This window comes from Mesorhizobium sp. M7A.F.Ca.CA.002.15.2.1 (genome assembly GCF_003998715.1).
In the GTDB taxonomy this organism is placed as follows: domain Bacteria; phylum Pseudomonadota; class Alphaproteobacteria; order Rhizobiales; family Rhizobiaceae; genus Mesorhizobium; species Mesorhizobium ciceri.
In genome coordinates, this window is the sequence record NZ_RZPI01000038.1 from 1 (window position 1) to 16930 (window position 16930).

Annotated in this window: 17 protein-coding genes and 1 pseudogene; 6 read left to right on the top strand and 12 right to left on the bottom strand. The window is 61.3% G+C overall.

Going from position 1 to position 16930, the window contains the following annotated elements; all coding sequences use genetic code 11:
• The 4 genes from rpsB to ENZ74_RS04350 form a co-directional block, all read right to left on the bottom strand.
• Positions 1 to 407: 30S ribosomal protein S2 (gene rpsB, locus ENZ74_RS04335; RefSeq protein WP_127312674.1), on the bottom strand; the 407-nt coding region annotated here is incomplete at its 3' end.
• Positions 408 to 609: 202 nt separating this feature from the next.
• Positions 610 to 888, bottom strand: coding sequence for a DUF4031 domain-containing protein (locus ENZ74_RS04340; protein WP_127312675.1), 279 nt, complete (start codon positions 886 to 888; stop codon positions 610 to 612).
• A gap of 58 nt (positions 889 to 946) precedes the next feature.
• A complete protein-coding gene (locus ENZ74_RS04345) occupies positions 947 to 2245 on the bottom strand; it encodes a hypothetical protein (protein ID WP_063167964.1) in 1299 nt (432 codons plus the stop codon).
• A gap of 113 nt (positions 2246 to 2358) precedes the next feature.
• Complete coding sequence (locus ENZ74_RS04350) at positions 2359 to 3186, bottom strand: cell envelope integrity EipB family protein (protein ID WP_063167963.1); 828 nt, start codon at positions 3184 to 3186, stop codon at positions 2359 to 2361.
• A gap of 138 nt (positions 3187 to 3324) precedes the next feature.
• Here ENZ74_RS04350 and ENZ74_RS04355 point away from each other — a divergent pair, with 138 nt between their 5' ends.
• The 5 genes from ENZ74_RS04355 to ENZ74_RS04375 all read left to right on the top strand — a co-directional run bounded on the left by ENZ74_RS04355 (position 3325) and on the right by ENZ74_RS04375 (position 7547).
• Positions 3325 to 3789 (top strand): RidA family protein, encoded by a 465-nt coding sequence (locus ENZ74_RS04355; RefSeq protein ID WP_063167962.1) that lies wholly within the window; start codon positions 3325 to 3327, stop codon positions 3787 to 3789.
• Positions 3790 to 3803: 14 nt separating this feature from the next.
• Positions 3804 to 4532 carry a glycerophosphodiester phosphodiesterase gene (locus ENZ74_RS04360; RefSeq protein WP_063170232.1) on the top strand — a complete coding sequence of 243 codons (729 nt, stop codon included), beginning with the start codon at positions 3804 to 3806 and terminating at the stop codon, positions 4530 to 4532.
• Positions 4533 to 4582: 50 nt separating this feature from the next.
• A complete protein-coding gene (locus ENZ74_RS04365; RefSeq protein ID WP_063167961.1) occupies positions 4583 to 5797 on the top strand; it encodes a GNAT family N-acetyltransferase in 1215 nt (404 codons plus the stop codon).
• Positions 5798 to 5883: 86 nt separating this feature from the next.
• Positions 5884 to 6315, top strand: a complete 432-nt coding sequence (locus ENZ74_RS04370; RefSeq protein WP_013531772.1) for an HIT family protein — start codon at positions 5884 to 5886, stop codon at positions 6313 to 6315.
• Positions 6316 to 6518: 203 nt separating this feature from the next.
• Positions 6519 to 7547 (top strand): phosphatase PAP2 family protein, encoded by a 1029-nt coding sequence (locus ENZ74_RS04375; RefSeq protein WP_245470932.1) that lies wholly within the window; start codon positions 6519 to 6521, stop codon positions 7545 to 7547.
• A 186-nt stretch (positions 7548 to 7733) separates the two neighbouring features.
• On the opposite strand, the pseudogene ENZ74_RS04380 reads toward ENZ74_RS04375, so the two are convergent.
• The 4 genes and pseudogenes from ENZ74_RS04380 to ENZ74_RS04395 form a co-directional block, all read right to left on the bottom strand.
• A pseudogene (locus ENZ74_RS04380) lies at positions 7734 to 8041 on the bottom strand (hypothetical protein); the annotation flags it as partial.
• A 59-nt stretch (positions 8042 to 8100) separates the two neighbouring features.
• Positions 8101 to 10569, bottom strand: coding sequence for an ATP-dependent Clp protease ATP-binding subunit ClpA (gene clpA, locus ENZ74_RS04385; protein WP_013531774.1), 2469 nt, complete (start codon positions 10567 to 10569; stop codon positions 8101 to 8103).
• Positions 10570 to 10575: 6 nt separating this feature from the next.
• A complete protein-coding gene (gene clpS / locus ENZ74_RS04390; protein ID WP_023812950.1) occupies positions 10576 to 10905 on the bottom strand; it encodes an ATP-dependent Clp protease adapter ClpS in 330 nt (109 codons plus the stop codon).
• A 296-nt stretch (positions 10906 to 11201) separates the two neighbouring features.
• A complete protein-coding gene (locus tag ENZ74_RS04395; RefSeq protein ID WP_013531776.1) occupies positions 11202 to 11531 on the bottom strand; it encodes a phasin family protein in 330 nt (109 codons plus the stop codon).
• A 285-nt stretch (positions 11532 to 11816) separates the two neighbouring features.
• Here ENZ74_RS04395 and ENZ74_RS04400 point away from each other — a divergent pair, with 285 nt between their 5' ends.
• Positions 11817 to 13226 carry a D-alanyl-D-alanine carboxypeptidase gene (locus ENZ74_RS04400; protein ID WP_013531777.1) on the top strand — a complete coding sequence of 470 codons (1410 nt, stop codon included), beginning with the start codon at positions 11817 to 11819 and terminating at the stop codon, positions 13224 to 13226.
• Positions 13227 to 13272: 46 nt separating this feature from the next.
• Here the strand turns inward: ENZ74_RS04400 and ENZ74_RS04405 are convergent, their stop codons facing one another.
• From ENZ74_RS04405 to ENZ74_RS04420, 4 genes are all read right to left on the bottom strand, one after another.
• Positions 13273 to 13971, bottom strand: coding sequence for a DnaJ domain-containing protein (locus ENZ74_RS04405; protein WP_013531778.1), 699 nt, complete (start codon positions 13969 to 13971; stop codon positions 13273 to 13275).
• Entirely contained in the window at positions 13971 to 14702 is a 732-nt protein-coding gene (locus ENZ74_RS04410; protein ID WP_027161546.1) for a hypothetical protein, read from the bottom strand. Before ENZ74_RS04410 ends, ENZ74_RS04405 begins: the two co-directional genes overlap by 1 nt.
• Positions 14703 to 14786: 84 nt before the next feature.
• A complete protein-coding gene (locus ENZ74_RS04415; RefSeq protein ID WP_013531780.1) occupies positions 14787 to 15224 on the bottom strand; it encodes a DUF1489 family protein in 438 nt (145 codons plus the stop codon).
• 76 nt (positions 15225 to 15300) lie between these two features.
• A complete protein-coding gene (locus ENZ74_RS04420) occupies positions 15301 to 16704 on the bottom strand; it encodes an L-serine ammonia-lyase (RefSeq protein ID WP_063167959.1) in 1404 nt (467 codons plus the stop codon).
• Positions 16705 to 16930 lie beyond the last annotated feature (226 nt).

The window sequence follows — 16930 nt, forward strand, 5'->3', positions numbered from 1 at the left end:
AGGCGTTCCTTCTTGGTCAACCCTTGCGCCTCGCCGGCCAGCATCTCGTCGAGCTTGCGCAGGCGCTGGATCGAATTCGAGATCGTCTTCCAGTTGGTCAGCATGCCGCCGAGCCAACGCGAGTTGACGTAGTACTGAGCCGAACGCTGTGCCGCATCGGCGACGATGTCGGACGCCTGGCGCTTGGTGCCGACGAACAGCACGCGGCCGCCCTTGGCGACGGTGTCGGAAACCTGCTTCAGCGCCTGGTGCAGCAAAGGCACCGTCTGCGAGAGGTCGATGATGTGGATGTTGTTGCGGGCGCCATAGATGTAGGGCGCCATTTTCGGGTTCCAGCGATGGGTCTGGTGGCCGAAGTGAATGCCAGCTTCCAAAAGCTGGCGCATGCTGAAATCAGGCAGTGCCATTCAAAGTTCCTTTCCGGTTAGCCTCCACGGACACAGGCATTTTTGGACTTTGTCCTCGAACGCCACCGGAGGTTTCAGCCGGATTTCTCCCGGGCAGACACCAAAGTCCGTGTGTGGAATGAGCGCGCATATAGAGGGGATGCGCGATAAACGCAAGCGCCGTGGGACCTGTGTACGGCGTGCGACGATCCGCGCGCTGCCGTCAGCGCTTTATCTTGCCGTTCGGCACCCGCACCCGCCGGAAGACCGCGACGATCTCCTCGCGGCTGCATTCGATGGCGCCGAGCCGCACCGCACGGTCACGCTCGAAGCCGGTTATGTCATAATGCGGCGCCGATGTCTTGGGCGGCCCTTGGTAGGATGAGCGCTTGACGCCAAGATGCGCGGCAAAGCGATGCAACTCGTCGGTGTCGTCGACCAACAGATGGCACCAGCGATGGCCGGCCCAGTTCCAGATCGCTGCGTCGACATAGGCTGCCATAAAGCTTGCTGTCTGCCTTCCATCCGTCACGACAGTCGGCCACATGGCCCGGCTGATGTCAGTGACGATAGAATGGATTCGGATAGAAAATGAAGCCGCCATTGGCTGCAAGCTCGGCGACGATGTTGGTGACTGTATCCTGCATGCGACGGTGCAGATCGGCAACCGCATCGTCGATCGAGCCCGTATGCTCATGCAAGCCCAGTGCCTCCGGCACCCGGATGTGGGCGCAACGCGGCCCGGCCGGCTGCGGAACGAATCGGTTCATCGTGTCGCGCAGCCCGCCCCGACAATAGTCGTTGCGGATCCGCTTCAGATGTTCGGCGATCTCCTCCTGGCTAATGCGCGGATTGGCGCAGGCCCAGGGTCCGACGCGTTGCAGCCTCTGAACCCTATCGACGAGCGCGCGGACCTGCCTTTGCCGTTCGGCATCGCCAGTGTTTTCGCGCTGCCAGCGGCGCGCCCGCCGCAGAATCTCGGTGATGTCGGTGACATCAATGTCGGCTGAGATGCTTTTGCCGAGCTGGCGGCTGAGCTCGGTGACCAAAACCCTCTGACGCTGGGCATAGGAAGCGCCTTGGTCGAACGGCATGCCGGTGGCAGCTTCATCGCGGGCCAGCAGTGTCGAATAGACATGGTGAATGCGCTGCGGCAGCGTGTCGGTCGCCTGGCGTTCTATTTTGAGGTTTTTCTCGACATAGGCGCATTCCTTCGCCAGTGCCGCTTCGACGTTGCCGGTGAAGGCAAGCTTCCAGACGACGGGCGCGATCCAGACCTTGAAATTGGGATCCGTGGCCCGACCGCGCTTGAGGGCCTCCAGTCCCATCTCGACGGCACCCGGCAGCAAAGGCGCAACGACATTGGCATGCCAGCCGACGCCGCCTTCGGGATGCAGCAGCACGCCATGGCCTTTCAAGGCCCAGGCGATCGAGTGTTCCTTCGCTGCCCCGCTGTTGCCGGGAATCTGGGCGATCAGATTGTTGGCCAGCCAGAACTTCTGCATCAGCCGGCCAAGGCCGTTGACGACACCATTGGTCGCCCATGAGGCCGTGAGCGGGCTGACCTGCGACACGATTTCCTTGTCGATCATCCAGTCGGTGAAGAACTCGGGATGATTGGGCGTGATGAAGGTCGCCTTCCCTGCCCCGCAACTGGCCTTCAGCCGCTCAAGATCGGCGTCGGGAAAGTCGATATGGCGGACATTTGAGACGCCGCGCAGACCGGCCAGGCGATTGAACGGCAACAGATCCCGAAACCCGGGAATGCCGCGCAGCATGACGATCCGGTTGACGGATGTCATGGCCCTGATCAGTGCCGGGTTGGGCCGCGGCGCGACGAACGTATCGATCCTGCTCAAGCTGATCCCCCTCGCGCCTGGACGCTGGAAGAGGTTGAGGGACGATTGCGGCACGTTCAAGTCGTTCGTTACGACCACGCCGTGCCGTGGCAAATCAGCTGCCTAGACAGGCACTATTTGGCGGGACAAGGTTTTGTCTGGTCGAACAGCGACAGGTTGACCAGCTTGCCGGTCATCGAGAAGTCGCCATAGTCCATGACGAGATCGCGGGTGATGCCGTTCTCATGCAGCTTGAAGCTGATACGGTATTCCGGAACCTCTTCGCCGGTCTTGTTGGTGTCGTCGAAATAGGCGATGTCGACCGGCCAGTATTTGTCGGTGGCGAGCTTTGCCAGTGCCGAAGCTTCCGGGTCGGCCTTGTCGGCATCGGTTTTCTTGCCGACAACGACGGTGGTGGTCATCACCTTGTTGGCGTCTTCGGAACCGTCGAACAGGTTGGTTTCGTAAAAATTCTCGCCTTTTTCGGCCTTGCCGATCAATTCGACCAAATGCTGGGTCGGGAATTGGGTTGTCGCCAGCTCGACGCTGTTCTTTTCGGGCTTGTCGATATCGACCTTCAGGCCCTTGGCCTCTTTCGTGGCTATGCCCTTGACCTCCTTGTCGAGGTTCTGGTCGGAAAAGGATTTCGTCACGAACGAAAAGGTCTTGCCTTCGGCGTCCTCGAAAGTTGTCGTCTGCTGGTCCGTCAGCTTCGTGCCGTCAGCGGTGACGATCTGGGTGACGAAGCGGAATTTCACCGTATAGCCTTCGCAGGCCGAGCCGTTGAACTCATAGACCATGCGGCCGGATATGCCCGTGATGCCGGACTGATCGGAAGCCTTTTTCAGGGTAAGATCGTAGACGGCGCGGTGGGCTTGCAGCGCCGGCGCTGCGAAGACAGGGCCTATCGAGAATATCCCCGACAACAGGACGGCATGGAATGCGAGGCGCGTTGCGCGCATGAGGTACTCCGATCGTCGCGACTGATGGCAGGCCGCAGGGAAAGATGGTCCAGCTTAAAAAAAGTCGTGGCGGAAGCGAGGCAAAAATAGCAATTTCGGCCCGGCCGGCGCGGCGTCACCAAGCAATAGGGAAATACCATGAGTGAAACAATCGAAAAGCGGCTAAGCGATCTGGGTGTGACGCTTCCCGTCGCCGCCGCGCCCGCCGCCAACTACGTGCCCTATTGCAGGACCGGCCATTTGCTGTTCACTGCCGGGCAATTGCCGCTTAAGGACGGCAAGCTGCAGGCGAGCGGGCTGTTGGGCCGCGATCTCGATACCGCAGGCGGCAAGGATGCGGCAAAATACTGCGCGATCAACATCCTGGCGCAGGCCAAGGCAGCACTCGGCGACCTCGAGAAGATCAGCCGCCTGGTGAAGATCACCGTTTTCGTCGCCTCGACACCCGAGTTCGTCGAGCAGCATCTGGTTGCCAACGGCGCCTCCGATTTCCTGGTCGCCGCCCTTGGCGAGCGCGGCAAGCATGCACGCTCCGCCGTCGGCACGGCCTGCCTGCCGCTTAATGCCGCAGTGGAAATCGAAGCCATCTTCGAAGTCGCATGAGCCAGGGTACAGATATGACCGAGCTATCCTGGCTGACCGCCCGGCCCGTTGCCCACCGCGGCTTCCACGACATGAACAAGACGCGCTGGGAAAACACGCTGTCGGCCTTTGCCGCAGCCGCCGAACGCGGCTACGCCATCGAATGCGACGTGCACCTGTCGTCCGACCGCGTTCCCGTCATCATCCATGACGGCGATCTCAAGCGCCTGACCGGCCAGGATGGTTTCGTCTGGCAGCGTACCGCAGCTGAACTCGCGGCGCTCAGGGTCGGTGGCACGGCGGACCATGTGCCGACGCTGCAGGAAGCGCTCGACCTGGTCGATGGCCGCGTGCCACTGGTCGTCGAGCTGAAAGGCACGCCCGGCTATGACGAAGGCCTGGTGGCAAGCGTCGGCAAGATGCTCAAGCGCTACAAGGGCAAGGCGGCGATCATGTCGTTCGACCATTGGCTGGTCCGCGATTTTCCGAAGGACGCGCCGGGTATCCCAGGGGGTCTCACCGCCTACGGCAAGGACGTCGGGTTGATCGAGGCGCATTTCGCCATGCTGGCGCATGAGATCGCCTTCACCTCCTACGCCGCCGGCGACCTGCCAAACCCATTTGTCAGCTTCGTGCGTGAAAGGCTGAAAATGCCTGTTATCACCTGGACGGTGCATGACCAGCCGGCGGTCGACCTGACCTTCAGATATGCCGACCAGATGACTTTCGAAGGGTTCGAACCCGATCTGGTCAAAGTCGCCTGAGTGTCTGAAACGTGACTTGCACCAGGCCGGACGGAGCTTAAATAAGCCTCATGGATCAGGGCGATGAGGGTGACGGACAAACGGCCAATGCGGACTATTCGATCCGCGTCGCCGCCGGCATCGGCGCCTTCACCTATGATGAATGGAATGGCTTTGCGGGAACTGCGCGCGGCGATTTAGAAGCCAGCTACAATCCTTTGGTTTCATTCGCTTTTCTAGGCGCGCTCGAAGATTCTGGATGCGCCGTGCGGCGTACCGGCTGGCAGGGCCACCACCTCCGGCTCGAGGATGGGCAAGGCAGATTGCTGGGCGCGGTGCCCTGTTATCTCAAATCGCACAGCCAGGGCGAATATGTGTTCGACCATGGCTGGTCGGATGCGTTCGAACGCGCCGGTGGCCGCTACTATCCCAAACTGCAAAGTGCCGTGCCGTTCTCCCCGGTCACCGGCCCTCGCCTGCTGGTCACCAGGGGCGAGGACAGTGCCAAGGTGAAGGCCGGTCTCGCGGCGGGCCTGAAGGCGGTGACGCAAAAGCTCGGTGTCTCTTCCGCACATGTCACCTTCGCGCAAGAGAGCGATGTGGAGGTGCTGGAAGCAGCCGGTTTCCTGCACCGCACCGACCAGCAATTCCATTTCTTCAACGAAGGCTTTTCAACCTATGACGACTTCCTCGCCACCCTTGCCTCGCGCAAGCGAAAGGCGATGAAAAAGGAAAGGCGCGAAGCGCTTGCCCCAGGCATTTCAATCGACCGGCTGACCGGCAAGGACCTCACGGAGAAAGCCTGGGACGATTTCTTCGCCTTCTACATGGACACCGGCAGTCGCAAATGGGGCCGGCCCTATCTCAATCGTCAATTCTTCTCGATGATCGGCGAGCGCATGGCCGACGACATCCTGCTGGTGATGGCCAGGCGCAACGGGCGCTATATCGCCGGCGCGATCAATTTCATCGGTTCGGATGCACTTTATGGCCGCAACTGGGGCTGCATCGAGGACCATCCCTTCCTGCATTTCGAGGTCTGCTATCATCAGGCGATCGACTTCGCCATCGAGCGCAAGCTCAAGGTGGTCGAGGCGGGAGCGCAGGGCGAGCACAAGCTGGCGCGCGGCTACCGGCCGGTGACCATGCATTCCGCGCACTACATTGCGCACCCAGGCCTGCGCAACGCCGTCGCCGACTATCTTCGGCGCGAACGGCAGGAGGTGGAGCGGATGAGCGAATATCTGGAAGAGCATACCCCGTTCCGCAAGGATCTCGAGGAGTAGCCCCGGCTGGCCGGCTGGGGGGCGACGATTATCTTGCCGAATTTCGACGCCTTCGCTACACGAAGGCACAATCCGGAGCGTTCGCCATGACCGAGGCCGCCTACGATACCGACAACATTTTCGCCAAGATCCTGCGCGGCGAAATTCCCTCGCACCGTGTCTACGAGGATGACGCGGTCATCGCCTTCATGGATGTGATGCCGCAGGGGCCCGGCCATACGCTGGTGGTGCCGAAAGCGCCGTCGCGCAACCTTCTCGATGCCGATCCGTCAATTTTCGGCCATCTCTTGAGCGCCGTTCAGAAAGTGGCGCTGGCGGTGAAAAAGGCCTTCGGCGCCGATGGCGTCACCGTCATGCAGTTCAATGAGCCGGCCTCAGGGCAGACCGTCTATCATCTGCATGTGCATGTCATTCCGCGCTTCGACGGCATCCCGCTGAAGCCGCACACGGGCGAGATGGAGAAGCCGGAGATTCTGGTCGGTAACGCCGAAAAGATACGGACTGCACTCAAAAATTGAGAGCGGGAGGTCCGCCAATGATGTGGTGGACCGGGTCGAGAATATCGGACTAACAAGCGCCGTTCAGTCCAGAAGCCGATTCTAATGCCCGGCCGTGCCCAGTGCCGACTCAACCGTTTGCAACTCTAATCGTCTGATTAGGAAATATCGAACCATCTCACGGTAAAATGCTAACGCGTGGCGAGCTGTGGGGCTTCAAAACCATGGAACATTCGGTTGCGGCATCGGCCCCACTGGCGGGGGCAATTTTCGAGCGTGCTTTTCTTGGCATCTTGGCGGATGCCTTTTGGCGACACCGGCTGCTGCACGCTATGGCTGCCGCTGCGCTGCTTCTGGCAAGCGCAGTCGGGTGGCACACTGGAAACATGCCGGATTTCGGCGTTCTGGAGGAATACGCTGAGTATCTTTTCATCGCCTTCTGGATTTGCGGCTCAGCCTTTGCACTTGGGACGCTTCTCCATCTTGCGCTGGTCCAGCGGGATACCGAACCGCTGCACACCTTCCTCAAGTCACTGGGTAGATTCTTTGGCGACGCCGAACGCATTGCCAACAGCCTGAATGGCCTGGGTGCGGGTCTTGCCTTCATATCCGCGATCGGTGTGTTGAAGGGAGCCATTGCAATCCTCTCTCCGTTTGCATGGGACAAGGCATTGGCTCAGGCCGACCGCATCCTGCATTTCGGTCGAGCCCCGCACGAATGGTTGTGGTTTACCGTCCAGTCGCCGCTTGCATTGAAGATCATCAACATCGCTTACAATTTCTGGTTCGTCGTGCTCATTACCGCGGTTTTCACCGTGTGCATCGCACGCAAGGATACGAAGCTGCGTCACCAGTTCCTGATGAGCTTCATGACGGTGTGGACGCTGGGTGGCTTCTTCCTCGCGATGGGCCTGTCGTCGGCTGGCCCTTGCTTTTACGAGCGATTGGGGTTCGGCAACGACTTTCACGCCCTCATGCAAGCACTCGCCACCGCCGATCGCATCTATCCAATCTGGGCGCTCAACACGCAGGATATGCTGTGGGGTGGCTACACCGGCGCAACTACCGGCAGCGTCGGTATATCCGCCTTCCCATCCCTGCACGTTGCGATGGCGGTGCTGTTCGCTCTCTATGCAACGCGGCGGTCTCGGCTGGCCGGTGTTGTGATGTGGTTATTCGCGGCGTCATTATGGTCGGATCCGTCGTGCTTGGCTGGCACTATGCCGTGGATGGCTATGCGGGCGCATCCCTGATGGTCGCGATCTGGAAGGCGTGCGGATATTTGCTGACCCGTTTCGAGTCGGACAGCGCGGCCGCTGAGAGCTCCACCATGCAATCGCCGGCCCTTTGCGGGATGTAAATTCGCCGATCTGGACGAACTCGCCTGCGGCGGCATGCCGGTCAAAACGCCTCAAGGGCGGCGCTGGATGGGTTGGACATTTCCGAAACGCTGTTCGATACGGTCCTTGCCGAAGCTGCTCTGCGAGCGTGTCCGCGCATTGCCCAGGGCTCAGGAGCGACGTGTCGACTTCCAGATCGTACACGCCGGGCCGGTGCACCTCTTCCTGCCACAGGCGCGCCACCGGGCCGCAATCCCATCTCGGGTCGATAGCGCGGCGGCATGGCCTGATCGCAAACGTCGACACCGAGATTGATCCAGACGCCATCGAAGCACTCCTGAACAGCCTTGGCGATGCTTGTTTTTCGATCGCGGCGCACCGTTCAGGATGATGATCTGGCCGATTATGCCTACCCTCGCTCCAATAAAAAAGCCCCGTCTCCGGGGCTTTTTTGACTTTCGTAAGCTCAGTTCTTTCGGGGCAGTTGTGGCACCAGGCTGCGCTTGCCGCCGTCCTTGCCCTTGGCTTCGGGCTTCTGCGCCACCAGCTTCTTGGCCGCCGGCTTTTTCACCACGGCCTTTCTGGACTTCGGCGTTTCTTCCGGCTCTTCCTTCTTCGGCTTCACCGGCGCCTCGTCGGCCAGCGATTCGAGCTTCAGGCCGGTCTCGCCGGTTTCCTTCTTCTCGACGGTGACGCGCACCGTGCCGCCCTTCTTGAGCTTGCCGAACAGCACCTCGTCGGCCAATGGCTTCTTGATGTGCTCCTGGATCACACGACCGAGCGGCCGCGCGCCCATGCGCTCATCATAGCCCTTGTCGGCGAGCCAGGCGATCGCGTCCGCCGACAGGTCGAAGGTGACGCCACGCTCGGAAAGCTGGGCCTCGAGCTGCATGACGAACTTCTGCACCACCTGATGGATGACCGGCACCGGCAGCGAGCCGAACGGGATGATCGCATCGAGACGGTTGCGGAACTCCGGCGTGAACAGCCGGTTGATCGCCTCGACATCGTCGCCTTCGCGCTTGGTCGAGCCGAAGCCGATCGCCGCACGCTGCGCATCCGACGCGCCCGCATTGGTGGTCATGATCAGGATCACATTGCGGAAGTCGATCTGCTTGCCGTTGTGGTCGGTCAGCTTGCCATGGTCCATAACCTGCAACAGGATGTTGAACAGGTCCGGATGCGCCTTCTCGACCTCGTCCAGCAACAGCACGCAATGCGGATGCTGGTCGACGCCGTCCGTCAGAAGACCGCCCTGGTCGAAGCCGACATAGCCGGGAGGAGCACCGATCAGCCGCGACACGGTGTGGCGCTCCATATATTCCGACATGTCGAAGCGGATCAGCTCCACGCCGAGCGACGCGGCCAACTGCTTGGCCACTTCGGTCTTGCCGACGCCGGTCGGGCCGGAGAACAGGTAGGAGCCGATCGGCTTCTCCGGTTCGCGCAGGCCGGCACGCGCCAGCTTGATCGCCGAGGTCAGTGCGGTGATCGCAGTGTCCTGGCCATAGACGACTCGCTTCAGCTCGATATCGAGGCCCTGCAGCACCTTCTCGTCGTCGGCCGAAACCGTCTTCGGCGGGATGCGGGCCATGGTGGCGATCGTCGCCTCGATCTCCTTGATGCCGATAGTCTTCTTGCGCTTGGCTTCCGGCACCAGCATCTGCGAGGCGCCGGTCTCGTCGATCACGTCGATCGCCTTGTCCGGCAGCTTGCGGTCGTTGATGTAGCGTGCCGACAGTTCCACCGAGGCCTTGATCGCCTCGTTGGTGAACTTCACCTTGTGGAACTCCTCATAATAGGGCTTGAGGCCCTTCATGATCTCGATCGCGTCCTCGATGGTCGGCTCGTTGACGTCGATCTTCTGGAAGCGCCGCACCAAGGCACGGTCCTTCTCGAAGAACTGGCGGAATTCCTTGTAGGTGGTCGAGCCGATGCAGCGGATCGCACCCGACGACAGCGCCGGCTTCAACAGGTTGGACGCATCCATGGCGCCGCCTGAAGTCGCCCCTGCCCCGATCACCGTGTGAATCTCGTCGATGAACAGCACGGCGCCAGGATAATCCTCGAGCTCCTTGACGACCTGCTTCAGCCGTTCCTCGAAATCACCGCGATAGCGCGTGCCGGCGAGCAGCGTGCCCATATCGAGCGCGAAGATGGTGGCATTGTGCAGCACTTCGGGAACGTCGCCCTCGACGATGCGCTTGGCCAGGCCCTCGGCGATCGCCGTCTTGCCGACGCCGGGGTCACCGACGTAGAGCGGGTTGTTCTTGGAGCGGCGGCACAGCACCTGGATGGTGCGGTTGATCTCGGACTCGCGGCCGATCAGCGGGTCGATCTTGCCGGCCTTGGCCTTGTTGTTGAGATTGACGCAATAGGCCGTCAGCGCGTCCTGCTGCTGCTTCTTCTTGCCGCCTTCCTCTTGCGGCTCGGCGCCGTTCTGGCCGCCCTGCTCGTCATCGGCGCCGCGCGGCGAGCGTGTCTCCGACGCGCCCGGACGCTTGGCAATGCCGTGCGAGATGTAGTTGACCGCATCGTAGCGGGTCATCTGCTGTTCCTGCAGGAAATAGGCGGCATGGCTCTCGCGCTCGGCGAAGATGGCGACGAGCACGTTGGCGCCCGACACTTCCTCGCGGCCAGAAGACTGCACATGGATCACCGCGCGCTGGATGACGCGCTGGAAACCGGCCGTCGGCTTGGAGTCCTCGTCGTAGCCGGTGACGAGGTTGTCCAGCTCGGTGTCGATATAGGTGAGAACCGTATGCTTGAGCTCATCGAGATCGACATTGCAGGCGCGCATGACGGCGGCCGCCTCGGTGTCGTCGATGAGCGCGAGCAGCAGATGTTCTAGGGTTGCATATTCATGGTGCCGCTCATTGGCGAGCGTCAGCGCCTGGTGAAGCGCCTTTTCCAGGCCTTGGGAGAAAGCCGGCATGTTACCTCACTTCTTCTCCATCACGCATTGCAGCGGATGCTGATTCTGTCGGGCGAAATCCATGACCTGGGACACTTTGGTCTCGGCCACCTCGAATGTATAGACCCCGCACTCGCCCACTCCATGATTGTGAACATGAAGCATGATGCGTGTGGCGGCTTCGCGATCCTTCTGGAAAAAACGCTCCAGCACGTGAACCACGAACTCCATCGGAGTGTAGTCGTCGTTGAGGATGAGGACCCGATAAAGGCTGGGCTTCTTGGTCTTGGTTTTGGTGCGCGTGATGACGGCCGTCCCACGGCCGGCCCCATTGCCGTTACCGTCGCCGTCTTGCATTCGCACCACGCGTCTCGTGGCAGTCAAACCGATCGTCACGTATTCCTGCCTCTTTCGATTCCCCATGCGAGTTCGACATGTAGGTGTTCGATGTACGATTTTAAGCCCTTCTGGTTAGCTGACAATATGGCTAGGTCACCAAACTTGGACGATTTTCGCAATCGTGAAGGGGCGCGAGGCTCTGGAACGGAAATTGACACGAAAAAGCCCGGCCACGTTTCCACGGCCGGGCTTTTTCTCGGGTCAAAAGGCTGAATCTGGGTCACGTCAGGCGAAATCAGTTCGCCCGGGCGAAATTACTTCGCCTTGGCAACGATCGATTCGAATGGCTTGTAGGCTTCCTTGGCGAGTTCGGCATAGAGATCGCCGATCTTGGTAGCCTCGGCGACGAACGCCTCATAGGACTGCTTGGCGTAGTCCGACTGGATCTCGATGGCCTTTTCCAGCGACTTGGCTGAAAACAGCTTCTCCACAGTGGCGCTGCCGGTTTCAAAACTCTTCTTGGTGTATTCACCAGCCTCGGTGGCAATCGCCTGTGCGCCCTTGGAGAGCGACGCGAAGCTCTTCAATCCGGTGTCGGCGAACTCTTTGCCGTATTTGCTGAAGTCCTCATAGGTCTGGGTCATTTCACGATTCCCTTGACGGTTGAGGCGTCCTTCTTCGGGGCGCCCTTGTGCAATGCAAGATAATATATTGTGCGCCGCACAAAAGTCAAGATTTCGCGGGCTCGCGGACCCGCCTGCGCAGCCAATGGCTAAAAATCGAATAAAGAGAGCTTCAAGCACGAAGAAAATGGTGAACGCGGCGGTTACCATAAACGGATTGGTAACGCTGCGCCGGTAGCTTGGCCGGAAGCGAGGCAGGACCCTTTGCCGCCTCCAACGCAACGAAGAAATCCAAGGGAAGTACCAGTGCGTAAGGCGTTGTTGGGCATCGTTTCCAAATCCACCTCCCCTCTCAAAACGATGATGATCATCGCCTTGGCGATGACATTCGTTTTTGGAGACGTTGCCTCGTCGCTGGCGGCCAAGCAGGCGGCCATCGTCGTGGATGCCAAGACTGGCAAGGTGCTTTACTCCGCAGATGCCAACGGCAGGCGCTATCCAGCTTCGCTGACCAAGATGATGACGCTGTACCTGACCTTCGAAGCGATGGCGAAGGGCAAGATCAGCAGGAATACGCCAGTGGTGTTTTCCGCCAAGGCCTCCGCCGAGGCGCCGACGAAACTTGGCGTGAAGCCGGGCGGTTCGGTCACGGTCGAGACCGCGATCCTGTCGATCGTCACCAAGTCGGCGAATGACTCGGCCACCGCGCTCGGCGAAATGCTCGGCGGCAATGAAACCACTTTTGCCCGCATGATGACCGCCAAGGCGCGTGCGCTGGGCATGAACGGCACCGTGTTCCGCAACGCCAATGGCCTGCCAGACCCTGGCCAGTTCACCACCGCGCGCGATATGGCGACGCTCGGCATCGCGCTGCGCGAACATTTTCCGCAATATTACGGCTATTTCTCGCAGCGCTCCTTCCTCTACGGGCGTCAGCGCATCAACGGTCACAATCGCCTGCTCGGACGCATCAAGGGTGTCGACGGCATCAAGACGGGCTACACCCGCGCCTCCGGCTTCAACCTCGTCTCGTCGGTTTCCGACGGCAATCGCCGCATCGTCGGCGTGGTCATGGGCGGCAGTTCCGGCCGCAGCCGCGACAATCAGATGGCCAGCTTGATCAACACCTATCTGCCGAGGGCATCGACTCGCGGCGGTGGCGATCTGGTGGCCAAGGCCGGCGGCAACAACCCGGTCACCGCCCTCGCCCAGGTTCTCCTGCCCAAGCATGACGCTCCGACGCCCGATGACAAGCCTGTTGTGGCGCAGGACGACGCCACCGTCGCCGAGGACGCCACGGTCGCGGAAGACGATACCCCGCAGGCCGAAGAAGCAGCCCCCGTCGTCAAGACCAGAAAGGTCAAGACCGTCATCGTTTCAGCCCCCCAGGTCGCGACGGCCCAGGTCGTCGCTGCCTATGCCGAGCCAACACCAGCGGCCGTCGATCCGGTCAACACGGCGTCGGTGCCGTCGGGCTGGGCCATTCAGGTCGCCTCGTCGCCAAAGCAGTCCGAGGCACAGGCCTTCCTCGACAAGACCACCAAGCAGGCGCCCAAGGTGCTGGCCGACGCCTCCGGCTTCACCGTCGCCTTCGACAAGGACGGCGTCACCTACTATCGCGCCCGCTTCGGCGGCTTCGGTTCGAAGACCGCCGCCTGGAAGGCCTGCACCGCTTTGAAGAAGAAGAACATCGAGTGCTACGCCGTCCAGCAGTAGGACGGCGTGGAAATCATCTCCCGGAAAAATTCTGCGTCGAAGGAGACTAGTTGTGATTGGAGAGCAAGACGTCCTTGGCTTCGTTAATCCGCGCCGCCAGGAAAGACGTGCCGCCGACATCGGGGTGCAGGCGCTGCATCAGGCGGCGGTGCGCCTTGCGGACATCCGCCGCGGCGGCCCCCGCTTCAAGACCAAGGACCTTGTAGGCCTCCTCCTTAGTCATGGCGCCCGGACCTGGCGCAACACCCAGCCCTTCGCCACCGTTCGTCTCAGTGTTTTTGCGCCAGACGGGAAATCTGCCGTCAAGATACGTCTCTAGCAACTGCCGGCTCTCCGGATCACCGGAGAGTTCGCGGTAGAGGTGCTGCAATTCCACCAGCCCCATCGCGCCAAGCATCTTGCCTTCGTGGCGGCCAGCCAGGACCAGTCCTTCGAGGCCGCCGGTATCGTGATCGAGCTCCATTTCCAATGCCGCTGTGCGCACCGTCGAGCGTTTGCCCGGTGCAAGCCCCGCCGGCTGGCGTTTCATTCGCATGGAACCATACCAGGCAATTGCCGCGGTGAGGATCATGCCGCCGACGCCTTCACGGCCGACCACCAGCACGGCGACGCCGACAACTGCCAGAAGAGCCGGCCCAAGCGTTCGCAGCGTGCCCGCCAGTTTCGCTGGCTCGGCACGCAGAAAAATCGTCACCGCGCCGAGCAGCAGCAAAAGCAACGCTACAAAAGCGATGATTGCGCCCATTATTTTCCGCCGCCCCGCAGATGCTCGATCATCAGCCGGTCTTCCGGCCTGCCTCTGGCTTCGAGCGCCTTCAACCCGCCGGTCGCGAACACGGCGACAGCCGAAAGCAGTCCGGCCAGGGTCGCGGCAGCCCGCCGATCAAACCGGAACCAGGCCCCCTTGGACAGCCGCGCAACCTCTTTGAATGCCTTTTCCGCGCTGGAATCATGGCCTTCCTGAAAGACGAAGACAGGAACGCCATGAAGGCCGAGGCTGCCGGCCTTTTCGGCCAGATCGTCGATATCCTCTTCCATCGCATCGCCGATATAGACCAGCGCATTGACCTTAGCGGTTGCCGTCTGTTTCAACGCATGCGCCAGCACCTTGCCGATCTGGGTGTGACCGCTGCGGCACTCGATCCGCGTCATCAGCTGCTTCAAGGCATTGGTGTCGCTCACGAAAGCGGACGAACGGCACTCGCCAAGACCGCGAAAATAAACCAGTTGCACGCTGAGGGTTCCTGCCTTGCCGACGGCGTCGAACATCTGGCCCTGCAGCGTGCAGGCCAGATCCCAGGTTGGCTGGCGGCTCATCGTCGCGTCGAGAGCAAGGATCAGCCTGCCCGAACCGGTCGCCGATGCGGCAAGTGTCCTCGCCTGGCGAATGAAGGCGTCGATCTCGCCAGCGTTGGATTGAGGCTTGATCGGCGCAGGATTGGTCCTCGCTGGCACAGGTTGCTTCTTATCGCTCATAAAAAACAAGATGTGGCGTTGCCACATCGCTTGCAAGCCCCACATCGGGTGGCACAAAGGGCCAGACGGTGATGCCACCTGGGGTCAGAGCAGGCCGAGGTCGGCAAGCTCGCGCCTGAGTTTCGGCGGCATCTCGATCAGTCCGGCCTTGCCCTTGCCCAGATCGAGCGGCGCGTCGGCCGGCTTCAGATAGCGCCAGCCCTGAAAGGCCCGGCGCGGCTGCCAGTCGGTTCGAACAACCTCGGGGTCGAGAATCAGGTGGCAGCGGCCGATGCCTTCACTATCGGTGAACGGCCGGATCTCGGTGATCAGTTGGCGGCACTGCACATTTCCTTTGATCACCCAATAGAGCGAACCGCCATCGGTGACCTCGGCGCCGCGCGTCGGCATCATGCGCGTGGTGTGATATTGCTCGACCGGCTCACCGGCGCGCCGCCGCTCGTCGAGGCGGAAGGCGATCCACTCCTCGAGATCTTCGACGCTGTCGCAGCCGACACAGAGTTTTATGAGATTGAGAGACATCGCTTAAGGTTAGTCCCGCATGCGGACGCGTCAACGACCGGATCGACTTCTCCACAGTGGCAGTTTAGGCCAGCCTTCAGCATTCCACGACGTTGACGGCGAGCCCACCCAGGCTGGTTTCCTTGTACTTCTCGTTCATGTCGAGGCCGGTCTGGCGCATGGTCTCGATTGCTGCATCGAGAGGTACGAAATGGGTGCCGTCGCCCTTGATGGCCAGTGACGCTGCCGTCACCGCCTTGACCGCGCCCAGCGCATTGCGCTCGATGCACGGCACCTGCACCAGCCCGCCAACCGGATCGCAGGTCATGCCGAGATGGTGTTCGAGCGCGATCTCGGCGGCATTCTCGACCTGCTCGGGCGTACCGCCCATGACGGCGCACAGGCCGGCCGCCGCCATTGCCGATGCCGACCCGACCTCGCCCTGACAGCCGACTTCGGCGCCGGAGATCGAAGCATTGGTCTTGATGATGCCGCCGACCGCAGCAGCCGTCAGCAGGAAATCACGAATGCTCGGCTGGTCCGCCTCGGGATGGAAATGCAGCCAGTAGCGCAGCACCGCCGGCAGCGTGCCGGCCGCACCGTTGGTCGGCGCTGTGACGACCCGGCCGCCAGCGGCGTTTTCCTCGTTCACCGCCATGGCGTAGATCGACAGCCAGTCATTGGCGAGCAAGGGATTGGGCTTGTTCTGCTGCCATTGCTCCTGCAGCTTGTCATGCAGCATGCGGGCACGGCGGCGCACCTTCAACCCGCCCGGCATGATGCCGTCCTGCGACAGGCCGCGGTCGATGCAGCCTTTCATGGCGCTCCAGATGCCGTCGAGGCCGGCGTCGAGCGCCTCGCGCGTCATCTGCGTCTCCTCGTTGACGCGTTTCATGTCGGCGATGGAAAGGCCGCTTTTGCCGGCCATGGCCAGCATCTCGACCGCATTCTTGAACGGATAAGGCACTTTCTTGCCTTCCGTCGTCACCGATCCCTTGGCCTTCATCCGCTGCAGTTCCTCTTCGGAAACCACGAAGCCGCCGCCGATCGAATAATAGATGCGCTTGAGCAGCAGGCGGCCGCCGGAATCATAGGCGTAGAACGCCATGCCGTTGGCGTGGCCGGTGAGCGGCGTCTTGCGGTCCAGCACCAGATCGCTGGCCGGATCGAAGCGATAGGTGGGATGGCCGGGCGGCGAAATACGCTTTTCGGCGGCGATGCGACTGGCAATGCCATCGGCCTGGTCGGGATCGACCGTCTGCGGCGTCAGACCGGCAAGGCCGAGCATGACGGCGCGGTCACTGCCGTGGCCGATGCCGGTATAGGCGAGTGACCCGTGCAGGCTGGCGCCAAGGCGGTCGACCTTCACACCCGCCGGGCGCGGCCAGTCATTTCCCGCGACCTCGTCGAGAAACCGCGCCGCGGCGGTCATCGGTCCCATCGTGTGCGAACTCGAGGGTCCTATGCCGATCTTGAACAGGTCGAAAACCGAAAGGAACACGCGGCGTTGTCTCCTGGAGTCAGGTCGAGGACTACATATAGGAATTCCCACGATGTTTCCGCTCTTTTGGAAATCGCGGCGCTGCACCCGCCGACCTTGTTTGCTCCGGCAGCGACATTGGCACGATCGCTGAATGCGGACATCGAAGCGATCGCCCTGAATGTGATAAATTCAGGCCATGGGCGATTCCCTCGATCTTTCGACAGCCGATCTCGCGGCGCTGGCC

Excerpts from the sequence above, each read along its gene's own strand:
- ENZ74_RS04360 (WP_063170232.1), top strand. The coding sequence starts at position 3,804 with ATGACCGAGCTATCCTGGCTGACCGCCCGGCCCGTTGCCCACCGCGGC.
- clpA (WP_013531774.1), bottom strand. The coding sequence starts at position 10,569 with ATGCCGGCTTTCTCCCAAGGCCTGGAAAAGGCGCTTCACCAGGCGCTG.
- ENZ74_RS04370 (WP_013531772.1), top strand. The coding sequence starts at position 5,884 with ATGACCGAGGCCGCCTACGATACCGACAACATTTTCGCCAAGATCCTG.
- clpS (WP_023812950.1), bottom strand. The coding sequence starts at position 10,905 with ATGCAAGACGGCGACGGTAACGGCAATGGGGCCGGCCGTGGGACGGCC.
- ENZ74_RS04350 (WP_063167963.1), bottom strand. The coding sequence starts at position 3,186 with ATGCGCGCAACGCGCCTCGCATTCCATGCCGTCCTGTTGTCGGGGATA.
- ENZ74_RS04395 (WP_013531776.1), bottom strand. The coding sequence starts at position 11,531 with ATGACCCAGACCTATGAGGACTTCAGCAAATACGGCAAAGAGTTCGCC.
- ENZ74_RS04355 (WP_063167962.1), top strand. The coding sequence starts at position 3,325 with ATGAGTGAAACAATCGAAAAGCGGCTAAGCGATCTGGGTGTGACGCTT.
- ENZ74_RS04415 (WP_013531780.1), bottom strand. The coding sequence starts at position 15,224 with ATGTCTCTCAATCTCATAAAACTCTGTGTCGGCTGCGACAGCGTCGAA.
- ENZ74_RS04340 (WP_127312675.1), bottom strand. The coding sequence starts at position 888 with ATGGCAGCCTATGTCGACGCAGCGATCTGGAACTGGGCCGGCCATCGC.
- ENZ74_RS04405 (WP_013531778.1), bottom strand. The coding sequence starts at position 13,971 with ATGGGCGCAATCATCGCTTTTGTAGCGTTGCTTTTGCTGCTGCTCGGC.
- ENZ74_RS04375 (WP_245470932.1), top strand. The coding sequence starts at position 6,519 with ATGGAACATTCGGTTGCGGCATCGGCCCCACTGGCGGGGGCAATTTTC.
- ENZ74_RS04410 (WP_027161546.1), bottom strand. The coding sequence starts at position 14,702 with ATGAGCGATAAGAAGCAACCTGTGCCAGCGAGGACCAATCCTGCGCCG.
- ENZ74_RS04365 (WP_063167961.1), top strand. The coding sequence starts at position 4,583 with ATGGATCAGGGCGATGAGGGTGACGGACAAACGGCCAATGCGGACTAT.